Raw genomic sequence first — 17,596 nt, forward strand, 5'->3', positions numbered from 1 at the left:
TTTGCGCCGCTTGCAATGGGGCATAGGCGAACAACGCCTCATACGGCGCAACTTCGCCAAGCGTTCGTTCCCGGTCAGGCTTCGGCGCTGGAGGAGGCGCCAAGTAGGACAGCAGCCTCGCGCATGAGGTGAGCCACGACCGAAGCCGGATCACAACGACAAAGGGAGTGGGAAAAAGTCGGGAAGCCTATTTTTCTTTGAAATAATCAGCAAAGTCATTCAACGCTCATACGGGACTGGTGGATCATCCGATGTGTGTCTGCTCTTGCTGCCGCGGTTTCTCCCGCAAGGCATCCAGAGCCGGGGAACGGTGTTCCGGGCGCCAGATCAGATGGGTGCGTACCCGAGCGACCTTTGGCGGCAACGGCAGCGCCTGCACGTCACTTTCCGCGTGGACCGCGCGCAAGCACCGAGCGGGGCATGATCGCGACGCCCGAGCCGGCCGCCACGCAGGCTACAATCGCGTGGTAGGACGCCAGTTCCAACACCCGCTCGGGCACCACTTTCGACATCGATAACCAGTCTTCCAGGATGCGTCGGTAAGAACAACCGGTGGCAAACGCGATCACCGTGCGATTCCGCAAGTCCCGCGCGCCTTTGATGGGGGCCATGGTTTTCGGCGCTCTCAGCGCCAGTTCTTCGGTAAAGGCTTCCTGTGCCTCCAGCCCTTCTGCACAGAAAGGCTCCGAGATGAAAGCAGCTTCCACATCGAAACTCCTGACGCGATGCAGCAGCGCGGTGGACTCTCCAGTGACGAGTTCTATCTGCACATCGGGGTAACGCTCGTGATAGGTCGAGAGCAGTGGCGGCAGGCGCGCTGCGGCCGTGCTTTCCAGTGTGCCGCGCGGCGCACCGGGCCGAAGTGCGGCTTCGGCCTCCGATGACAGGCGCAGCAGACGCTCGGCATAGGCGCTCTTCACGCCCCGAGGAAAGAACTCCTCATGGCAAATCGGCGTGTGATGCGACAAGATAGGACTGCAGCTCATCCTCAAGCTCGACGCAGAATCGCTCGCACTCCTCTAGGAGCGTCTTGTCGCCAGCCTCAGCAATTAACTTCTCGCGAAACCGGATGGCGTCGCCGTAATTCTCGACATCTTCGATCCGCCGGTGCGCGATAAGGGCATAGGGACGGAGATGCGGGTGTCGCATCAGAAGGGCCGCCAACCCATAGCGAAATCTGTCGAAGCGTGCGGGTTCCATGTTCCAAGAACCGTTCTAGAATGAAACTCATGCAGCTCTAAATGCAAGCTATGCGAGAATACTAATACGGAGCTTGCTTATTTGTTCCGCAAGGTTGCAAAAAATACGTCACGCGGGTGTTCAGGACGATGTCACAGAAATGAAGCCAGTGACCGAGGATGTGAAGCGTTGGAAGCTGATGGGCCTTGGCGCGCTTGGCGTTATAGGTGTCGGTAGCATGGCATTAGGGGTCACCTTTGCCGACGTCATACGACGAATTTTCATTGCGGTGTTTGGTCGCTAGCTCCGGCCTTGGCGGCTTCACTTGGTCGGCGCCATCGCCTTCACCAGCGCGGTTGGGGCGATCAAGATATTTTTCATGTCGGGGAGCGCGCCGAAGTAGCGCTGGGCAATAGGCGCCCGGTGTCATGTTCGCGGACGTCATCCGGCGAGTTGTGATGGCTATTTGGGGACGGTAGCGGATTGAGTAGAAGCGGCACCAACCTGCCGCCCATTTTAGTGGAAGACATCCCACCAGTCCTTCTCTTGCGCTTCGTTCATGGTCTCCAGAGCCTCGATTATCTCGATCAGCTTGGCGGCTGTCATTTCTTGAACCTCAGAGATTCCTTCCTCGCCGACAATCATAACCGTCCAAGTACCATCAGAGTACCGGAAAGCGAGGAAAGCGGGTTTGGCGTCGTTCATAACTGTCTCTCCTTTGTGACTTGCGGGATGACAGCAAGACAGCAGGCCAGATCACGGATATCCACTCGCAAAAGTGCGAGCCTCAACGGGCAGTTCCCGGATACTGCGGAGGGTCCGTCCGCCATATCCGGGCTGCATCGTATCCTTGGGAATGAGGATGCCGGAAGCATACGGGGCGCTGTGTGATCTGGCATCACCCGAAGGTCGCACGATTGAATGGACTTAGGTCCAAGCGAAAAGACCCCCACATAGCGCGCGGCGAACGGCGCAACCCGGGTTCCGGAAGGCTCCGAGGGGTGTGGCACGCGAGGGGCGCGCCCGGAGCATTCCGGTGTCCGATGGGGTTGGGACAGCACGAATTATGCAGGACAGGGACGGCTTGAACAGTCGGACAAAGGTCCTGAAGGCGCCCGAGCCGAAGTCCGATCAATCTCGGACTTAGGTCCGATGTTCAGAAACAACGCTAATGACGTATTAAGGACCCGAGGCGTGAGACACAGCCGAAGAGATAGGCGGACATCCGGACAGCAGCCCAGCCGGAAATCATCCGCTCGCAAAAGTGGGAGTTCGCGCCGCAAAGAAAGCCCCGCTTGGTCGGCGGGGCAAGGTCAGGGCTCCTGAGTGTCACATCGTAGGACGTGAGCGAAGCCTAAAACGCCGAACGCTGTGCCTTGGTTCCATCGCGGTTGAGATCGAGGCCGCGTGCGGCATCGACGATATGCTTCAGGTGGCCAACGTCGCGCACGTCCTGCTGATAAAGCTCGATGGTGATTGCAGCAACGCGATCCGCCTCCTCGGAGCCAGGCTCTATTCCGAACTCTTCGCAAATGGCATCTAGAACTACGTGGCATTTCCGTAGGTCGTCAGAATCCAGCGGCGCATCGTGGCGACTGAATTGTTTGCGAGACATCACAACATCCTCCATGAAGAACATCTCTCTTGCCATCCCTAGAGACCCACCAGAACAGCGGGGCCAGAGCTGGGACATAGGAAGGGTCGAGGCGAATGCCTCTGGCGGCTAAATGCGATTGCCGGTCTTTTGTTCCAGCTTCGTCACATTCAGAAATGTCGATGAACGGTTGGCGAAAAATGTTGGCCGTTCGGCCGCCTGTTACCGCCTCGAATCGCAAGGCCCGCCTCTAGGCATGCCGCGAGGAAGAGCTCTTTGCTTACTGCTGGAGGGGTCTGTCGCCTAAGGGCATTCCGACAGCTGACTACGGCTGCATCGTGATAAGCACCGTGGGCTTTGGGCCATTCGTTTTCGAGGAAGTCCAGGGTGTCGTGAATACTCTCGAAAGACTTTTCAGTGCCATTCTGAAGTCGAACATTTACAGGGGTGTTCCAAAGGACATCCGGCGTCGGCATTTTTTCCTCCTTAATCGACCAACGGCAATGTGATTAAAATCTAATATTTGAGGCGCGCGTGCAAGGGGTGATATCCGGCTGTTTACCTAGCTTGCTCATAGCCAGCTACAGCTAGTCTCGCGACAGATGCCTCAACATCAATCGCGCACCCTTATGTCCGCATTTGCACCGCATGAGGCCAGCGAGGCCGCCGGTCAAGTACGAGGGGCGACGAAAGAAGCTGGTGTGGGTGCCGCCGACCATCATTGCGAGATCGAGTATCGAGCGTGGACGCACGACCGGAAGCTTCGGCACGCGTCATATAAGGGGCTGCGTGAGGTGCAGGATAGTACGCGTTGATGTCGATCGTTGAAGAACTGCCCGAAGACGTTCAGCAGCGAATGATTGAAAAGCTGCTCGGCAAGGTGAATGCAGAGCGCATCAAATCGGCGGCCAAAGGCTTCCGGCCCACACCTGTCATCGTCGCCTACGAGTACTACCAGCTGCCAAAGCAGCTTTTCAGGAACTGGCGGATCGATCGCATCGAGAACGGCCGAAAGGATCAGCACCTCGCAAACTTGGACAAGGAGGCCTGCCTCATTGAGGTGAAACCCTTCGCCGAAAGGGTTTCACCGTCAAGCAGGTGGCGATCGGTCTCCAGCCTACGAAGGCTCAACGCGAGCAAGCCCGCGTCGCCGGCAAGAACCGACGGAACTCCATCATGGACAAACTGAAGGATGTACGGATTTGACCATGCAAAGCACCAGTACGAATGACTTAGCGCGCTGCCGCGAGCTGAACGGCGGCCTTGGCGTCTTCAGCCCTCATCCGACCCTCGATGACCGCTCGGCAAGCTTGCCATGCTCGTTGCCATTTGGCCGTGCTCTGGTTTGGCTCATGGATGAGCCAGGTCAGGGCCTCCTCGGGGGAGCCGACAACGATTCGGATGCGGCTATCTCCGAGCACAAGGGGCTTTTTCCATCGGTGTACCAACATGGCTACGCTCCAATCGCGGGGTGTTCCGTTCTCAACGGCATCGGGCAGCGTTCCGCCTCCAGATAGATGGGTATCCGCAGCCCGCAATGAAAGAGAAGAAATGGGGAACCGGTCGCTGAGTGGCCACCTCAATTCAATCGTCGACAAGCTGAAGGATATCAAGATTTGAACATGCAGACCCTCAATCGAGCCTTCAATCCGTACAACGAAGATCAGCTGGCGAGAGAGACGTGCACCGAGGAACTGCGGTTTCGGGCGGCTCGCCACGGCGAAGGCGAGAGCGGCCACTGGAACCCGGCGACCGAGCTATGGTTTGCGATCAAGGCCGCGCCAGGTGCGTAGCGCTCCCAATCAGCGCTGGCCAGTGACGACAGAGATCCGAGGCTGAGCCTCATCGAGCGCAACCTTGCCAATGCCGGCTTCGAATCCTTCATGCCGACTTACCGTATTGTCGTTAAGCATCACCGGAACAAGAAGCTGATTGAGCGGCGCTTTCCGATCTTCACCGGGTATGTTTTCGTCAACCTGCCAACACAGCGGTTCGTCCCGGTCGAGGCCGTCGAAGGTGTCGGGAAACTTCTGAAGTACAGCCGGATCTATGGCGATGCTCCCGAGCCATTCAGCTTTCCGCAAGAGGTGATTGATCGACTCCGCTACATGGTCTGGGAAGAAGACCAGAAGTTCTTGCTGGATAAGGCTTGGTGTATGCGTCAGGGAGGTCAAAAAGGCTGCGTCGAGAGCCAGCCGCAAGATCCGGAACGCCCAGTATTCGGAGTTGGCCGGCGGCCTGGCGCCTGCAGCCTTAAGGCGCCTTCATCCCGCGCTTTGGTTATGCAAACGATGGATCAGTTGTTGAGATTGAGCTGATTCGCTTGCTAAGCCATAACCGTATAGTAATATACGCTCACTGATTTGCTGGATGTACAGTGCGCAGAGCGACGGTCCACCGCGGCCCCTAAGGGGTAAGCCGCACGATGGAAGAAATGCGTCTTCAGCAAGATTGGGCTTGGTCGGGTGGTGGTGGCCCAAATGAACCTACCCAAAAACAGAATGCCGCGAAGTATTTTGTCGCAATCCGGCTGTAGGACCCTAGTTCCTTCTTCAAAGAAGGAGCGTCAACTTGGAAAATCTTAGAGAATTTGCTTCGAGCACAAACGGCGATCGGTGGTTCTTAGGCACGGATGACATATCCAATTCGGAGGTCGTCCTTCACCGCGGCAATCCGTCGTCGGGCGGACATGAAACGGTAATGGCCGTATCTGATTTTTTGGATCGGCGACCATTTGGGCCGGAACGCGGTGCTTTGGTAATGCTGCTCGCGGACAGTCTTCCAGGCGAAAGCGGCGAGGTTCCCGTCAAGCCGGTATGACACCCCAACCTCGATTGGGTAGCACGGCACCAAATCGAGGCAATGCCTAAGTCCGTAGGTGTGCAGGCACTGCTGGGTGGCAGAGCGCCAGGAGCCTAGCTGAGCTTGGAGAGGCGCGTGGCTACCGTGACAGCAAACGATAACTTCATTGAGGCGATGGAATTGGCGAAATACGCTGCCGAAGATTAGGCGAGGAAGTTTCTCGCAGTTCATACACCTACAAAGGTGAAGGGGCCAATGCCCCCCACCTTTCCGGACGCACAGATTGGTTGCGACGGACGCTCGGCAGCGATGAGCCGGGTGTAACTCTACCTAGCCCTAGTTCGACGCGTCACGTTGTTGGCGAGTTCGCCGGTTGTGGCGAACTGACCGAACAGTGCGGTGAGCTTGGCTTCCTCATTGCGATCCAGACGGTGCAGCGAGCAGAAGTCCGCGATGCACCAAACCTTCGTTGCGGCGATAGGTTCGGCTGCGGTCGAATCGATGTGTTGCATAGTTTGTCCTCCCACGAGGACGCTACCGCAAATTAGCTCGCAGTGAAATAAAACAATCACTCCAAAATTGTAGTTCCCGTCACCTGGCGCTGCCTCCTCCAGCGACGGGCGATCGTGCGGCAGGTCGAGATCCGGACGGATAAACCGGTAACCTCCGTGCCGCGCTTGCTATTTGAGCCGGTTGGCTGCTTTGTCGCAAGAATCCCGATCCGAGCCGTGCGTATTGATAATCCGCTTTGCGTCCGCGGTTGCGATACCGTGCTTCTTTGCAAACAGAGCGACCTCGTAGGGTTCCCGCGCTGATAGCCCGCCACGATCTGCTTTGCCGCGCCTCTGCTTGTGGTTTGACACTGTGGTCTCCTAATTGCATGGGCAAGTCATGGCGTATTCTGTTTCGGACCAAAGGTCCAGCGAAGCTAAAGCCTACCGCAAATGGTATCGCCTCAAGGCGTGGAAAACTGCACGTGCCGTGCAATTGGCGCAGCAACGGCTTTGCGAGCGATGCCTGCAAGATGAGGTCATGACTGAGGCAACGGTCGTTCGCTCTGCCTGGGTGGAGACAGGCAAGGGCACGCGAAATCACCATGGATGGCTGCTACCGGCCTATACATAGGCGGCTGGTACGGTGTTAAGCGCGCCGAGATGTATTCGATCGGTCAGGACCGAGCGACCGCGAACGTTCTGTTCAAGGACGCTGGCGATGTGCTGGGCGCCTATGCCAATCTGCAGCCTGTATACGCAGAGGAAGAGCTTCCGGACAACAACGAGGAAGTGATTGCCTTTCTGAACCCACCGCCGCCCCCGGTTATGAGCGTGTCAGCCAGGCAGTTCAAGCTCCAGCTTCTCGCGGCGGGCCTCCTCGATAAGGTCGATGCTTGGATCAACACACAGTCGAAGGCGGTCCAGATCGCGTACGAATACAGCGGCACCTTTGTCCGGACTGAGCCCATGATGGCGGCAGGCTTTGCTGCCATGGGCTTCACTGAAGAGCAGATCAACGCATTCTTCACGGCTGCCGCAAACCTCTAAGGCTTCAAAACATGTTCCGGAAAGTCTTCCAGCTCGCGCCGCTCTCGGTCGCAGCGCACTCGCGGATCAAAATTCGAAGGTCTTGTCGTCCTTGGTGTAGCTTTTGCGAAATTCTTCCTCCCAAGGGTCGAAGAACTTCTGGCTCTCGGGCAGCGGTGCGCGTGCCGGCACTTCGTCGCTTTCGTGTTGATTTTCAGAATCGCGCATATCTTCACCTCTAGGCGCCCTACTAACCAGGTGAACGTCCGAAGTCTACTTTAGGTCGAACACTTATCTGTGGCCGTTGAGAGATTACGTGAGAGATCTCAACCGCGACCAAGTCGCACCAAGCTCGATGCCAAAGCCTTTCTGAAAAACCGAGGCCGCGGCTAGTGTCGCGGCCTGGCCGTAGACAGAGGCACACAAGACCGGGCAGGGGTTCCACTGGCCTTATGTGTTGACCCTGCTCACAGAGGAACTGCGAGCCATTTCAGAGTAGCCGATCAAGGCAAAAAGCAAGATGCCTTCGTTCGAACAGGTGAGCTTAGCCATTCGGTGAGGATCGGGATAGGCGAGGCCCGCAGGGGTGTACGCGGACCTCGGGGCACTGTCACAGCAAGTTGGCCGCATTTTGGGGCCGCGCTCATAGAAGCACAACCGACCATCGATCGCATGTTCGCCAATGGTGGTATTTCGGCCCGCGCCTTGACGGACTAGAACGTGGTTTCCTGTACCAGCCACCACACAGGAAGAAATGCCAGCGCAATCGCTGCCAGCCAGACCGAGGCGAACTTGACCAGATACTGTCGTCTCGCTTTCGCTTCGTCCCATTCGTAGTACATCGCCAACTCCCAACTTTAGGCTTCGCTACTTGAAACACCGCTCAAGCAGCGAGTCGAGTGCGGAACTGCAACTCCTTCCAACAATCTGGAGCCATCCATGACGGACTTCCGGTCCTCCAAGGGCGCAGCCACGCGCCCACCCGCAATTTGCTACGCTATCTCGCCGGGGCGCTTATTGCGGCCGGCTATCGCGACACGACGATGGGGAATTCGATCGCGAATGACCCAGGTCGCTGATAAGGCGCTGCGGACCTCAATCACCAAACGCAATGTTTCTCGAGATGCTCTGGCGGAAGCGTGGAATAAGTTCAGTTTCGGTTGGGAGATAAGGGTCGTCATGCGCGAGTTCGTTGACACCTACGAGAATTTCTATGGGATCAGCGAAGCGCTCTATCAGGGTTGGGCGAACGGGCAGGCGGACATCCGGAATGTCCTGCTAAAATCTCTTCGCAACCTGGTACTCATTCTCTTCCCAGGATCGGAGTTCGCCAGCTTCGCAAGTGTAATTCTCGTCCGTCTCGTCCAGTCCGATGCCAATGCCGTCGATGTTCGGATCGTCGAAGGTGACGAGAATCCTCGACTTGGGGATTTTTCGCTCCTGAAAGTCCTTCAGTATGAAAGCGAGACATTGAACATTCTTCTTGGTGTTGCTGGTCTGAATGTGACTCTCAATTTTGCGATTAATCTTCGAAAGCGGAAGCGTGTCCGCCCGAGCTGCTTCTGATACCGGCAGCGCCAGCAAACCTAGAATGAAGATCCTTCTCAAACGCAATTTCATCATCTCAGAGTCCTCGTCTGCTATTACCAAGTCAGTCTCGCGACAAAGTCGCCACCATCAATTGTGCGCCCTTGTGGCCGCATTTGCATCGCATGAGGCCAGCGAGTTGCCTCAGCGTCAATCCCTTCCCAAACTTCCGCTGTATCGCCCACCGATCGATCGGCTTCCGGCGCTTGCACTGCGGGCACAGGGCGAACATCGCCTCATATTGCGCAAGCTCACCCAGAGTTCGCATACTCTCGGACTTCGACGCCGGCTGAGCTATTCCAAGCGTTTCTTCGGCGGTCTGGTGGTAGTGCAATCGGCATTTGTCGTTGAACTGCGCGTCCGGCCCGCGTTCGCAACCAAGCTCCCTTGCTAAGCCGTTGAGAGCTGCATCTTTGGGCAGCGCGACAACATAAATCGACAGTCAGTGATCACGCCGAACACGGGACGCTTGGGCAGCAACGACCGCGGCAGAACCGGACCAGCCGATCTCAGATGCGGTTTCTACGGCCAGGGTCCGGGCGAAGAGCGTCGTGTTTCTCGAAGCGATCGCAATGCCAATTACAGTCCTGCGGCATCATCGGATGCGCGACCGCAAAACGCAGCTTTGGGCAATCGGGCGTCATGGTCGGTCAGGACCCTTGCCCGTCGTCACGGCTTGGTTGGGCAGCCCTTTGCCAGTCGAGATATCTGGTCTCGCGCCCCCGTGAGTTCAAAGCCGGTGCTGTATTCCACATCGGCCTTGACGGCGTACATGGTCGCGAAATCAGCGCCAGATGTAAGGGCGGCAAGCAGCTTCGGATGCTTTAAGAGAACAATCGTTCGCCGATCGGGACTGTTCCCGTCGAGGCGGATCGTCTCTTTGTACCTCCCAATCTCGAAGCGCGCCGATCGCACGCCCATCTCGCCAACAGTGGCATCGCCAATCTCGAAAATGAGACCGTTCTTGGCGTCGCACCGGACCATGTAACAAGCTTCGTTGTCGGTCGCATCAACGTTAGAGCATGTTCCGACCGCTCCGGCATGCGAACCGGTAAGCTTAACCCATGGAGCGGGCGGCTCGACTTCCTGTGCGAGTGCAGGCAATGCCGCAAGGCACGCGCCAAACACACAGGCTGCGACGCCAACCACGACTGCGACTGCCGGTCTGCTGAACCTCATCCTATCCTCGTTTTTCTACTACGTTGCGAGCCCGATAGCGTCTCGACATGGACGCGCTTGTCAAGGTCGATTGACAGGTGACGCAGACCAGCAGGCGGATGGCGCTTGTGATCGCCTCACTTGCCCTGAAAAGCCGGTCGACCGATCGCGGCAGGATCAACTGGTCATGGTAATATTTCTCTTTCTGCCGAGGCGTTCATCTTTCTGGATCGCCCATCAGCAGCCGGAATGATACGTGGAGTGACCTACGCGCTTACCGTTGAGAAGATCCGGCATTGGCGGGTTGCCGTATCAAGCAAGAGCATCCGCCGCGGACTGTGATCCACTGCGCCCGCACCTTTGGCATGAATAGCGAAGGTCGTGACCGATGAAGTCAGACGGGTAGTAGGCCATGCGCATAGCGCCTCTCCTTGAAGAGGTTGCCGACAGCCGCATGATGTCGAGGATTGAGTTTTCGCTTCCGCCCCGAAGCTGTGTGACAAATGGCCTTGGTCGGTGGCGGCGTCAAGACTGCCGCCATTGCGAAAATCTGTGGCTCACTTGAGGGATGGCAAAATCTCCGCGTTCAAAGCCCCTCCTTGCCGACGATAAGCCGCTCCGTTCTCGCGCCGAAAGCCGCGAGATCCTTCCCAGCCGCGACTTCCTTTCGATCCAATGCCTGACCGCGTCGAGCCCTGTCTCGCGCTCCTCTCTTGCTCTACCGGGCGAGTTTTTGAGTTTGGACACTGAATAAAAATGTGTGCTGTCCGCTGGTCAAGAACTCGCGCAATTCTTGCTGCGCATCGCGTTCTGAATGGCCTGCACTTTGCCCTTCGCGACGGCAACTTGGCCTTCTTTGTCGCCGCCAAAAGTGCTTGAAGTCGGGACACCAATTAGGAAGACGCCCACAGCATCACCTGTTGCTGCGTCATTTTGCGCCTTCGAAACCGCAGCTAGGTTTTCCTGCTCTTTGACCAGTTCGGCAGCAAGCACCGGGCACGGCGAGCCGGTATAGGCCGCCATGGGAATATCGACCGGTACGATCGCATCCGGACGTTTGGCGCAGGAAGTAGCTGCCAGCAAACTTGCCAGCACAACGTAACGAATTTTCATGAATGCCCCTTAGAAAGACTCTTAACCCGACCACGAAATATGCATGACGTGTCGTGGCTTGGAAGGAATAATTCAAAGTTGCGCGTGCTTTTCCACTACCGCAACCAATTGGAGTGACCAAAGGCAAAGAAAAAGGCCGACACCTCCCTCGGCGCCGACCTTTTTAATCTGTCTCAACAACAACTGCCAGTACATCCGTGGTCAGCCGTCAGAAACACGATGGGTTGAGTGTAGCTCATCTTGGCGAAGCGTCAAGCGCTGCTTATGGAACGTCAGTAATCCCAGTAATTCACCTCGGGTGGCGGGTCACCTTCTGGATCATAAAGAGGATCCGGATCGGCATACAGTCCGCGCTCCACCAGGGTATCCTGTATCTGTTCAACAGTAGTCTGCGCTTCCAGGTTTGCTAAGCGACACTCCGCCCATGCGATCATTCGCTGGTAGTCTGGCGGAAGATCTACCTCACGAGGAACAGCGTCGATAGTGGCTCTAAGATCGTCGACTTCGCGACGGGTCTTTGCGATCCAATCCAGATAAGCGAGCCGCTTCTCCTCGCGCTTTACCCTTTGCTCAGCAAGCTGGCGTCTGTGCCGCATAACCTGCCGGCGACGCTGCTTCTCCGCGTAAAGCCGGTCGCGCTCTACCTCGGCAGATATGATCAGCTTGATCCCATCAATGAAGGCATCAAGCATATTTTCCACGGCTTGTGTCTTGCCGTCACTCCAGGACTTCCGAAGCCCGTCGGCCGAGCCGCTACAAGCAAGCGTGAGTTTGCCAGTGTATATGACATCAAACTCTGGCCATGGCTCGGTGCGTCCAAAGGACCAAATCTCTCTTGCCCGTTCCTTCCGCCGTTTTGCAACGATCCTTTCGTGTTCAGCTTTCTCCACTGCTGTTGGAATGTGCTTCTCTCGCCGCCTTTCTTCAGAAAGTGCTATCGTCTCTGACCCACCACCAGATTTGAAAACCAGCCTTCCCCTTTCGTTGATCGAGAGACCTTCTCTCCGTGCTTCGCAGGACCTGGCCAGGTTGTGGAGGATAAGTATTGTTCGATCGCGGCTCCGCTCGTGAACGGTAACGCCGAGTGCGGTGACTAATCCATCCGCATCAGCTTTTGCCTTGCGCAACTACCTCACAATGGAGGCAATAGACCTCTGAGGCCGGTCGCCGGGCTCTTCGAGTGTCACGGTGGCGCCGTCTGCAGCAGTCTTCCGTCGTTCAGCCCTTCCTGCTTTCGCTTCGGACCTCGAAGCAGTCACGGCGGTCAATACCGTGTCGCTCAGAAGGCGCTCCTTGGTCGCCCCGATGTGGACCGTGTGCAGATCTTTGTTCTCGACTTCCCTCAGAGGTGTCTTGTTGACACTTTGACCAGCTTCGATCCTGGCCCAGTACCCGCGGGGTGGGACGGGCACGAGGTGTCTGGCGCAAGTCTTGGCCAACCCCTTGTCAGAGAGGCCGAACTCCGCGGCCAGCTTCTGCATCGGCGTTGCCCACACCAATTCGCGAAGTTCTTCCCTCGTGTATATTCTTTTCATTCTACCGTTCTCTGCGGCCGAAGAGGGGGTGGTCGAACGAGAGGGGCGTCATTTCTTCTTCCTCGCTTTACGAATGAGAAGGGCGAGGGCCTTTTCGGTGCTGATGGTGGCAGCTGCGTGATACACACGCTCACGCCTATCCTCTTTCGTCTCCTGCTTCAGAAGAAGCGGGATGTCGTCGATCGAGATGAGCATTGAGCGGCCGATCTTCTTCGCAATGCCGAGGCGCCTTGCTTTCTCCCAAACTGTGCGGCCCGTTAGGTTGATGCCGGTTGATGCCGTGATGCGCTCTGCGATCTGATCGGGCGTTCGTAGATTGCCGAGGAGTTGGTCGCTCATTTGGTTTTCTTCTCTTTGGCTGCTGCGCGACGCTCCTCATAGCGAGCCAGGAAGCCACCGCTGTCAGCGGACGCTCGCTCAATCGCAAGCTGATTTGCCGCTTGCGCGTCCCGTATCGCAACGTGGGGCTTGAGATAGGGAAATCCCGCTTCGTATGCCGCTTAATGAAGTTTTCGATCTCTTCCGGCGCGAATACGAGGCGGCTACGTTCAGTTCCGCGGTCGACTTTGACGTGAGCCAATTCACCATGCCGCACTAAGTCGCGGATTGTGGCGGTCGAGACCGCCATTAGTGCCGCAACTTCCTTCATGGGTAAGAGCCGACGGATCGGCTGCTCTTTCATGCCAGCCCTGAAGGCCAGTTGGATGTCTTCGGACTGCCACCCCTTGTCAGGGTCTAGCGGGCTCGTGAACCGCGCATAGTACTGGGCTGATTTTTGAATTTTGGGATCGTACAAGAGGTCACCACAAATGACATAGCAAGTGCTGCCGGCAGGATCGCCGAAAGCTGTGACTGTCCGGTGGTGGCGGAACGCATGCGGATTGGTCGCCGCGGTCAAAGGCTAGGTGAGTCGAGCGGGGGCGGTCAAGTGTTCGTGATTGCCCTCGCATCTGCTTGATAGCGCGGCATTTTCGCGTCTAGGACGCAAAGTAAATGGGGAGAACCACATGAGCAGATTTCAGGCATTTGTAGCAGCCGGAATGCTGATCGGTCTCGCCGCGATTACTTCAGCGTGTACGACGGCGCCGCGAAATCCAAATCCGCCTGATTTTCGATATCAGCCAAGGACTTCCGTGAACCCGGCTTGTGCGGATGGCTTCAGACCGACTAACGCGCTCTCGTGTGCCTACTGACCAAGTTAGGACTATTCTGCGGTGAGGGCGGTCAAGCTGGGGCTAAACAAGGGGCGGTCACGTGATCTCGTGACAGCGGCGTGACGTCAATCTGCCACCCGACCCCATTCTAAAGTTAATGGCAGTCGCGCCCGGTCGCAGCGTCTACATGATCCTGTGGCAAAGGGCAAAGGCGGTGTTCATCGGCGCTGCTCTCGCATCGAGGGGCAGCTGCGGTCAGCTGTGATTAACGCGCTTAATCCAAGATCGCTGGTGTCCTATACAATCAAAGCACGTATTCTCTAGTGAAACACTATTTGCGGAAGGTCGCGATGAAACGCGTAAATCTCCTTGAGTACTTCGAACTCGCAGAAACTCTTAAGGAGGCGAAGGCATCTCTTTCGACTTCCAATGGGAAGTCCACTGCTGCAGACATCTATTTTGGGGTCGCCGGCTTAGACGCTGTCGCTCGTCACTCTTTCTAGGCGCGCCGTTCGCGCCGGCCGCCATGATGGCGTGCCTCTTTTATTCACATTCACCTATGGCCGGCGCGGTCACCACCTGCGCCTACACAAGCAGCGCGCCGGCCGGTGTCTTTTTGGGTGTCCACGGCGCGCAGCCGTTCATCGGAGGTTAATGCTTATTAATCCAGAACAGCCTGAAAGGATGCGCCGATGATGAAGAAGCTTTTTCCCGCACTCGCAGCCGTAGTCTTGGCTGCGTCGTTCGCCCTGCCGCTAAACGCCACGCCGATCGTCGTGCCGAACGCAATACACATACACACCGCCGACGTCGAGCAGGTCAAACACCGCGGCCATGGCAATGGGTATGCGAATGGCCACTGGAAGAACCGGCGGTACGCTTACCGCGACTGCCGGTATTACGGCTCGTGCTACCGTCCTCGGTACTACGGCTATCCACGGTACGGTTATCGCGACTATTACCCCTATCAGCGGCGGTCGGGAGCCACCTTGTATTTTGACTTCTAGCCGGTAGCGCTCGCAGGTTAGGGAAAAGAGTCGCAACAATTGCGACTCTAGCAAACGCTCCAGAGCGCTTCACCCCTCAACGCGGCCGTTGCTCTCGATCGGGTGGCGGCTATTTCTTATGTTGTCACGGGCGGGCATCGGAACCCAAAAAAGACCGCCCCGGCTAAAATCGAGGCGGTCAACGCGGATTCGATATCCGCCGACCGCGATGGGAGGGAGGACACCGAAGCCGATAGATCGCCTCAGTGGGAGGGTGTTGAGGCGATAAGCTAACCTATCAGCAGCGCGCGCCGTGCGAAATTATACGTAGGTGTCGAAATCCTAGACCAATAGCTTACTCGGCCAGAGGTGTCGTTAGGCTGGCGTTTTAGGTGGCGTCGGCGCGAATGCCGGCGGGCTGCTCTTGGCCTGATCCGTGTCCGGTGGCTGCAGCTAACACCCGCAGGACCTCGCGTAAATTAGTAACTCCTTAACTTCCATGATGCAGTCTATCCCCGTCGCAGAAGTAATGGGTGGCGACAGGCAACATCGAATAGTCATTGAAATTAGTCCGTCTCTCTGAGGCGGACTTTTTTCGTCTTTGGAGAAAAAGAGCCCGGCGTTGGTCTGGCCGGGCTCCGGCACCACGGCCTGGCAGCATGAAAGCTGCAAGCCGTACGACACTACAGGAGAGGTGCCGCTGTTAAGTGAACTTTTGTGCCGTTGAAAGGTTCCGCGACGAGACGAGCAAAGCCCGGCGAGCTGGGGGCTGGCGCCGGGCCGATTGCGGACTTGCACTTGGGCGATGCATGGTCCCACAGCGTGTTGGAAGCGCTGCATAGTAAAAACAGACGGCGTAACGGAAAGTTCCAGTCGAGCCTAAAAATGCGTTATGAAAATCCGATATTTCCAACCAGATAACTCAATAAAATGCAATGAAATCAATGATTTTTGGCGGAAGAGGTGGGATTCGAACCCACGGTACGGTTTCCCGCACGCCGGTTTTCAAGACCGGTTCCTTAAACCACTCGGACACTCTTCCATCCGATTGATTAGATTAGCTTTTAGCTCTTCGCCTTTTGCCTGAAAACCGGCTTTGCTACCGATTTGTTACCCAATCACTCGACGGCTGGCTTTTTAACAGCTTTGATGGCCGCGTCAACTTGCTCAGCAGCATTTGCCTGCATCCCCGCCATAACATGCGAATAGAGGTCGAGGGTGATGCCGATCGTCGAGTGACCGAGGCGCTCGCTTGCGATCTTCGGATGCACGCCGGCAGCAAGCAATTGCATCGCGTGTGAGTGCGGACGTCATGGAAGCGGATGCGGGGCAGGTCGGTCTTTGCCAGCAGTCTGGTCCACTCGTGGGTATCTTCCCGATCGATCGCGAACTTGTTCTGATCCGCACTACGGACCCTGCCTGGACGTCAGGCATTGCGCGTGCGGCAAGTCAGCGCCTTCTATTCAACGCCTGGAATCCGATCGCCCGACGTCTGTTTAAGGCCAACCCCGCCGACTACGCCTATAGCGATCGGCGCGGAATTGTCGTCGAGATTGAGCAGGATCAGAGCTTCAGTAAGAGGTCCGATACCGATCTCAACCATGAGCATAAAAAAGCCCCACCAAGCATTTGTGCGTGCGAGATATCGCTTCATAGTGGCCGATCAGTCGCATGCCCTCTGGAAGGTATCGACGTGGCGCTCGTGCCTCCAACCCGGATAGCAATCATCCCACCCATTGTCGTGGAAACGGCGAAATCCTCGGTGGCGAAATCCGCCAAAGGTATGATTTGCACTTTCAGCAAAACCATCGTTGTGCTCGGCGAAATTCCCGTAGTCGTTTCTGAAGTTGTCGCTACCAAAGGCGCCGCCGTGACCACCTCCTCCATGACCTCCGCCGTGGCCGTGGGCCATGGCAGGAGTGGTGGCGACGATCGACGCGACCGCCAGGGCTGACGCGATCAATCCCATCGCTGCGGCTTTTCTGAACGTGGACATGGCATTCTCCAATGAAAACGATCTGCACCAACCAAAGGCGCGGACTATGGGTGAATGGTAACTCACAGCCGTTCTGGCGGAATCATACGGAGGTATAGGACGACCGATACAAAAGGCCCCTTCGAGCCTTTGGAGTGTGACGTGGAAGGCCGTTTTCACATCATCGTCGGTTCGGGATCAGGATCGATCCTCTCGATAACGTCCGCCGTATCGTTTTTCGGCGATCCGACTTTTCGGTCAATGGGCCACATCTTCATTTGTTCGGCCGGGTAGGGTTTCATCAGGTCGTCCGGGTCGAGCTCTAGCGATAGCCAGCGCTCGTAGTTGTCGCGATGCAGGACAACCGGCATGCGGTCGTGGATGTCTGCCATCATCTCGTTCGGTGGACACGTCACCACCGCGAAATTGCGAATGTCGGCGCCGGTGGCAGGATCTCGCCACGTATCCCAGATGCCCGCGAGCGCGAACGCGCTGTCATCAGCCATGGCAATCGCATACGGCTGCTTGTTCTTGCCAGTCCCATAAATGTCCTTCCATTCGAAGTAGCCATTGATCGGCACCAAGCAGCGGCGCGATCGGTACGCGGACTTGAACAGGCCGTTGGTCGCGATGCCTTCGCGACGAGCATTGATTGGCGGTGGACGCCCTCCGGGCTTCATCCAGGATGGCTGTAGGCCCCAACGGGCAGATACAAAGACTGGCCCCATGATGTCGGGTTCCCGCACCATGTCCCGGATGATGATGGGGTAGTAAAGGGAAGGGGCGCCGTTATATCGCGGGAACTGGTTGCTTAGGGCTTCCACATCGCCCCGTGCCGAGAACGCGAAGTTCTGTAGCATTTCCTCGAGCGTAGCCTTGATGTAGATTCGTCCGCACATTCCAGAACCCCGATCAATCCCGTGGCAGTTTCCCCAGAAGCAATCTATAGCCGAGCGGGCGACGGCGGAAAGTACGCCTCATAGAGGCGGGTTC

The 17,596-nt window shown here is 56.9% G+C and carries 26 protein-coding genes, 1 tRNA gene and 3 pseudogenes; 13 read left to right on the plus strand and 17 right to left on the minus strand.

Going from position 1 to position 17,596, the window contains the following annotated elements; genetic code table 11:
- Window positions 1–380: 380 nt before the first annotated feature.
- Together PMI09_RS11740 and PMI09_RS11745 are read right to left on the minus strand one after the other, a co-directional pair.
- The gene (locus PMI09_RS11740; RefSeq protein WP_202801603.1) at window positions 381–920 is read right to left on the minus strand and encodes a LysR substrate-binding domain-containing protein; all 540 of its coding nucleotides are present in this window, start codon (window positions 918–920) and stop codon (window positions 381–383) included.
- A 19-nt stretch (window positions 921–939) separates the two neighbouring features.
- Window positions 940–1,200: a hypothetical protein gene (locus PMI09_RS11745; protein WP_007793389.1), complete on the minus strand. Its 261-nt coding sequence runs from the start codon at window positions 1,198–1,200 to the stop codon at window positions 940–942.
- Between the two features lie 118 nt (window positions 1,201–1,318).
- Between PMI09_RS11745 and PMI09_RS30280 the strand changes: the two are divergent.
- Window positions 1,319–1,483 (plus strand): annotated as a pseudogene (locus PMI09_RS30280) (DUF1515 family protein); the annotation flags it as partial.
- A gap of 212 nt (window positions 1,484–1,695) precedes the next feature.
- On the opposite strand, the gene PMI09_RS11755 reads toward PMI09_RS30280, so the two are convergent.
- The 3 genes from PMI09_RS11755 to PMI09_RS30285 form a co-directional block, all read right to left on the minus strand.
- A complete protein-coding gene (locus tag PMI09_RS11755; RefSeq protein WP_007793395.1) occupies window positions 1,696–1,884 on the minus strand; it encodes a hypothetical protein in 189 nt (62 codons plus the stop codon).
- 649 nt (window positions 1,885–2,533) lie between these two features.
- Entirely contained in the window at window positions 2,534–2,794 is a 261-nt protein-coding gene (locus PMI09_RS11760; RefSeq protein ID WP_007793416.1) for a hypothetical protein, read from the minus strand.
- A 149-nt stretch (window positions 2,795–2,943) separates the two neighbouring features.
- On the minus strand, window positions 2,944–3,249 hold the full coding sequence (locus tag PMI09_RS30285) for a DUF982 domain-containing protein (protein WP_007793418.1): 306 nt from the start codon (window positions 3,247–3,249) through the stop codon (window positions 2,944–2,946).
- Window positions 3,250–3,436: 187 nt separating this feature from the next.
- Here PMI09_RS30285 and PMI09_RS32165 point away from each other — a divergent pair.
- Window positions 3,437–3,588: pseudogene (locus tag PMI09_RS32165) on the plus strand (ATP dependent DNA ligase); the annotation flags it as partial.
- Window positions 3,588–3,962, plus strand: coding sequence for a hypothetical protein (locus PMI09_RS11765; protein ID WP_007793419.1), 375 nt, complete (start codon window positions 3,588–3,590; stop codon window positions 3,960–3,962). The pseudogene PMI09_RS32165 and the gene PMI09_RS11765, both read left to right, overlap by 1 nt.
- 43 nt (window positions 3,963–4,005) lie before the next feature.
- Here the strand turns inward: PMI09_RS11765 and PMI09_RS11770 are convergent, their stop codons facing one another.
- Window positions 4,006–4,224 (minus strand): DUF982 domain-containing protein, encoded by a 219-nt coding sequence (locus PMI09_RS11770; RefSeq protein ID WP_037082833.1) that lies wholly within the window; start codon window positions 4,222–4,224, stop codon window positions 4,006–4,008.
- Between the two features lie 165 nt (window positions 4,225–4,389).
- Between PMI09_RS11770 and PMI09_RS31315 the strand changes: the two genes are divergently transcribed.
- The 3 genes from PMI09_RS31315 to PMI09_RS31320 all read left to right on the plus strand — a co-directional run bounded on the left by PMI09_RS31315 (window position 4,390) and on the right by PMI09_RS31320 (window position 5,593).
- The gene (locus PMI09_RS31315) at window positions 4,390–4,566 is read left to right on the plus strand and encodes a hypothetical protein (protein ID WP_157213367.1); all 177 of its coding nucleotides are present in this window, start codon (window positions 4,390–4,392) and stop codon (window positions 4,564–4,566) included.
- Window positions 4,567–4,617: 51 nt separating this feature from the next.
- Window positions 4,618–5,091 carry a transcription termination/antitermination NusG family protein gene (locus tag PMI09_RS30295; RefSeq protein ID WP_274533077.1) on the plus strand — a complete coding sequence of 158 codons (474 nt, stop codon included), beginning with the start codon at window positions 4,618–4,620 and terminating at the stop codon, window positions 5,089–5,091.
- A gap of 253 nt (window positions 5,092–5,344) precedes the next feature.
- Window positions 5,345–5,593 (plus strand): hypothetical protein, encoded by a 249-nt coding sequence (locus PMI09_RS31320; protein WP_007793428.1) that lies wholly within the window; start codon window positions 5,345–5,347, stop codon window positions 5,591–5,593.
- 308 nt (window positions 5,594–5,901) lie between these two features.
- Here PMI09_RS31320 and PMI09_RS11785 read toward each other — a convergent pair whose 3' ends face one another.
- Window positions 5,902–6,087, minus strand: coding sequence for a hypothetical protein (locus tag PMI09_RS11785; protein WP_007793431.1), 186 nt, complete (start codon window positions 6,085–6,087; stop codon window positions 5,902–5,904).
- 588 nt (window positions 6,088–6,675) lie between these two features.
- On the opposite strand from PMI09_RS11785, the gene PMI09_RS32170 reads away from it, so the two are divergent.
- Window positions 6,676–7,116, plus strand: a complete 441-nt coding sequence (locus tag PMI09_RS32170; protein WP_007793438.1) for a hypothetical protein — start codon at window positions 6,676–6,678, stop codon at window positions 7,114–7,116.
- 66 nt (window positions 7,117–7,182) lie between these two features.
- Here the strand turns inward: PMI09_RS32170 and PMI09_RS31730 are convergent, their stop codons facing one another.
- Complete coding sequence (locus tag PMI09_RS31730; protein ID WP_007793441.1) at window positions 7,183–7,323, minus strand: hypothetical protein; 141 nt, start codon at window positions 7,321–7,323, stop codon at window positions 7,183–7,185.
- Window positions 7,324–7,808: 485 nt separating this feature from the next.
- Window positions 7,809–7,937: a hypothetical protein gene (locus tag PMI09_RS32530; RefSeq protein WP_007793444.1), complete on the minus strand. Its 129-nt coding sequence runs from the start codon at window positions 7,935–7,937 to the stop codon at window positions 7,809–7,811.
- Window positions 7,938–8,274: 337 nt separating this feature from the next.
- On the opposite strand from PMI09_RS32530, the gene PMI09_RS31330 reads away from it, so the two are divergent.
- Both PMI09_RS31330 and PMI09_RS31335 read left to right on the plus strand, forming a co-directional pair.
- On the plus strand, window positions 8,275–8,661 hold the full coding sequence (locus tag PMI09_RS31330; protein ID WP_157213368.1) for a hypothetical protein: 387 nt from the start codon (window positions 8,275–8,277) through the stop codon (window positions 8,659–8,661).
- Window positions 8,662–8,686: 25 nt separating this feature from the next.
- Window positions 8,687–9,076: a hypothetical protein gene (locus PMI09_RS31335; RefSeq protein ID WP_037082846.1), complete on the plus strand. Its 390-nt coding sequence runs from the start codon at window positions 8,687–8,689 to the stop codon at window positions 9,074–9,076.
- A 275-nt stretch (window positions 9,077–9,351) separates the two neighbouring features.
- Here PMI09_RS31335 and PMI09_RS11810 read toward each other — a convergent pair whose 3' ends face one another.
- Window positions 9,352–9,861 carry a hypothetical protein gene (locus PMI09_RS11810; protein ID WP_007793452.1) on the minus strand — a complete coding sequence of 170 codons (510 nt, stop codon included), beginning with the start codon at window positions 9,859–9,861 and terminating at the stop codon, window positions 9,352–9,354.
- A gap of 547 nt (window positions 9,862–10,408) precedes the next feature.
- On the opposite strand from PMI09_RS11810, the pseudogene PMI09_RS32175 reads away from it, so the two are divergent.
- Window positions 10,409–10,551, plus strand: a pseudogene (locus PMI09_RS32175) (non-homologous end-joining DNA ligase); the annotation flags it as partial.
- A gap of 63 nt (window positions 10,552–10,614) precedes the next feature.
- Here the strand turns inward: PMI09_RS32175 and PMI09_RS11815 are convergent.
- The 4 genes from PMI09_RS11815 to PMI09_RS11830 form a co-directional block, all read right to left on the minus strand.
- On the minus strand, window positions 10,615–10,953 hold the full coding sequence (locus PMI09_RS11815; protein WP_007793456.1) for a hypothetical protein: 339 nt from the start codon (window positions 10,951–10,953) through the stop codon (window positions 10,615–10,617).
- 272 nt (window positions 10,954–11,225) lie between these two features.
- On the minus strand, window positions 11,226–12,080 hold the full coding sequence (locus tag PMI09_RS11820) for a hypothetical protein (protein WP_037082849.1): 855 nt from the start codon (window positions 12,078–12,080) through the stop codon (window positions 11,226–11,228).
- Complete coding sequence (locus tag PMI09_RS11825) at window positions 12,081–12,488, minus strand: hypothetical protein (RefSeq protein WP_007793461.1); 408 nt, start codon at window positions 12,486–12,488, stop codon at window positions 12,081–12,083.
- A gap of 48 nt (window positions 12,489–12,536) precedes the next feature.
- Window positions 12,537–12,827 (minus strand): hypothetical protein, encoded by a 291-nt coding sequence (locus PMI09_RS11830; protein WP_007793464.1) that lies wholly within the window; start codon window positions 12,825–12,827, stop codon window positions 12,537–12,539.
- 668 nt (window positions 12,828–13,495) lie between these two features.
- Between PMI09_RS11830 and PMI09_RS32185 the strand changes: the two genes are divergently transcribed.
- Both PMI09_RS32185 and PMI09_RS30330 read left to right on the plus strand, forming a co-directional pair.
- Window positions 13,496–13,681, plus strand: a complete 186-nt coding sequence (locus tag PMI09_RS32185; RefSeq protein ID WP_081499064.1) for a hypothetical protein — start codon at window positions 13,496–13,498, stop codon at window positions 13,679–13,681.
- Between the two features lie 656 nt (window positions 13,682–14,337).
- Entirely contained in the window at window positions 14,338–14,649 is a 312-nt protein-coding gene (locus tag PMI09_RS30330; RefSeq protein ID WP_081499069.1) for a hypothetical protein, read from the plus strand.
- 931 nt (window positions 14,650–15,580) lie between these two features.
- On the opposite strand, the gene PMI09_RS11835 is transcribed toward PMI09_RS30330, so the two are convergent.
- Together PMI09_RS11835 and PMI09_RS31340 are read right to left on the minus strand one after the other, a co-directional pair.
- A tRNA-Ser gene (locus PMI09_RS11835) sits at window positions 15,581–15,670 on the minus strand.
- A gap of 76 nt (window positions 15,671–15,746) precedes the next feature.
- Complete coding sequence (locus PMI09_RS31340; protein WP_007793469.1) at window positions 15,747–15,920, minus strand: hypothetical protein; 174 nt, start codon at window positions 15,918–15,920, stop codon at window positions 15,747–15,749.
- 20 nt (window positions 15,921–15,940) lie between these two features.
- Here PMI09_RS31340 and PMI09_RS11845 point away from each other — a divergent pair, with 20 nt between their 5' ends.
- A complete protein-coding gene (locus PMI09_RS11845) occupies window positions 15,941–16,582 on the plus strand; it encodes a hypothetical protein (RefSeq protein ID WP_007793473.1) in 642 nt (213 codons plus the stop codon).
- 197 nt (window positions 16,583–16,779) lie between these two features.
- Here PMI09_RS11845 and PMI09_RS11850 read toward each other — a convergent pair whose 3' ends face one another.
- Window positions 16,780–17,502, minus strand: coding sequence for an SOS response-associated peptidase (locus tag PMI09_RS11850; RefSeq protein WP_007793474.1), 723 nt, complete (start codon window positions 17,500–17,502; stop codon window positions 16,780–16,782).
- Window positions 17,503–17,596 lie beyond the last annotated feature (94 nt).

The organism is Rhizobium sp. CF122 (genome assembly GCF_000282035.1).
Lineage (GTDB): Bacteria > Pseudomonadota > Alphaproteobacteria > Rhizobiales > Rhizobiaceae > Rhizobium.

Bases quoted from the DNA above. Each gene is read 5' to 3' on its own strand.
- PMI09_RS11745 (WP_007793389.1), bottom strand. From the start codon at position 1,200: ATGGAACCCGCACGCTTCGACAGATTTCGCTATGGGTTGGCGGCCCTT.
- PMI09_RS11755 (WP_007793395.1), bottom strand. From the start codon at position 1,884: ATGAACGACGCCAAACCCGCTTTCCTCGCTTTCCGGTACTCTGATGGT.
- PMI09_RS11760 (WP_007793416.1), bottom strand. From the start codon at position 2,794: ATGTCTCGCAAACAATTCAGTCGCCACGATGCGCCGCTGGATTCTGAC.
- PMI09_RS30285 (WP_007793418.1), bottom strand. From the start codon at position 3,249: ATGCCGACGCCGGATGTCCTTTGGAACACCCCTGTAAATGTTCGACTT.
- PMI09_RS11765 (WP_007793419.1), top strand. From the start codon at position 3,588: ATGTCGATCGTTGAAGAACTGCCCGAAGACGTTCAGCAGCGAATGATT.
- PMI09_RS11770 (WP_037082833.1), bottom strand. From the start codon at position 4,224: ATGTTGGTACACCGATGGAAAAAGCCCCTTGTGCTCGGAGATAGCCGC.
- PMI09_RS11785 (WP_007793431.1), bottom strand. From the start codon at position 6,087: ATGCAACACATCGATTCGACCGCAGCCGAACCTATCGCCGCAACGAAG.
- PMI09_RS32170 (WP_007793438.1), top strand. From the start codon at position 6,676: ATGGCTGCTACCGGCCTATACATAGGCGGCTGGTACGGTGTTAAGCGC.
- PMI09_RS31730 (WP_007793441.1), bottom strand. From the start codon at position 7,323: ATGCGCGATTCTGAAAATCAACACGAAAGCGACGAAGTGCCGGCACGC.
- PMI09_RS32530 (WP_007793444.1), bottom strand. From the start codon at position 7,937: ATGTACTACGAATGGGACGAAGCGAAAGCGAGACGACAGTATCTGGTC.
- PMI09_RS31330 (WP_157213368.1), top strand. From the start codon at position 8,275: ATGCGCGAGTTCGTTGACACCTACGAGAATTTCTATGGGATCAGCGAA.
- PMI09_RS31335 (WP_037082846.1), top strand. From the start codon at position 8,687: ATGAAGATCCTTCTCAAACGCAATTTCATCATCTCAGAGTCCTCGTCT.
- PMI09_RS11810 (WP_007793452.1), bottom strand. From the start codon at position 9,861: ATGAGGTTCAGCAGACCGGCAGTCGCAGTCGTGGTTGGCGTCGCAGCC.
- PMI09_RS11815 (WP_007793456.1), bottom strand. From the start codon at position 10,953: ATGAAAATTCGTTACGTTGTGCTGGCAAGTTTGCTGGCAGCTACTTCC.
- PMI09_RS11825 (WP_007793461.1), bottom strand. From the start codon at position 12,488: ATGAAAAGAATATACACGAGGGAAGAACTTCGCGAATTGGTGTGGGCA.
- PMI09_RS11830 (WP_007793464.1), bottom strand. From the start codon at position 12,827: ATGAGCGACCAACTCCTCGGCAATCTACGAACGCCCGATCAGATCGCA.
- PMI09_RS32185 (WP_081499064.1), top strand. From the start codon at position 13,496: ATGAGCAGATTTCAGGCATTTGTAGCAGCCGGAATGCTGATCGGTCTC.
- PMI09_RS30330 (WP_081499069.1), top strand. From the start codon at position 14,338: ATGAAGAAGCTTTTTCCCGCACTCGCAGCCGTAGTCTTGGCTGCGTCG.
- PMI09_RS31340 (WP_007793469.1), bottom strand. From the start codon at position 15,920: ATGCAATTGCTTGCTGCCGGCGTGCATCCGAAGATCGCAAGCGAGCGC.
- PMI09_RS11845 (WP_007793473.1), top strand. From the start codon at position 15,941: ATGGAAGCGGATGCGGGGCAGGTCGGTCTTTGCCAGCAGTCTGGTCCA.
- PMI09_RS11850 (WP_007793474.1), bottom strand. From the start codon at position 17,502: ATGTGCGGACGAATCTACATCAAGGCTACGCTCGAGGAAATGCTACAG.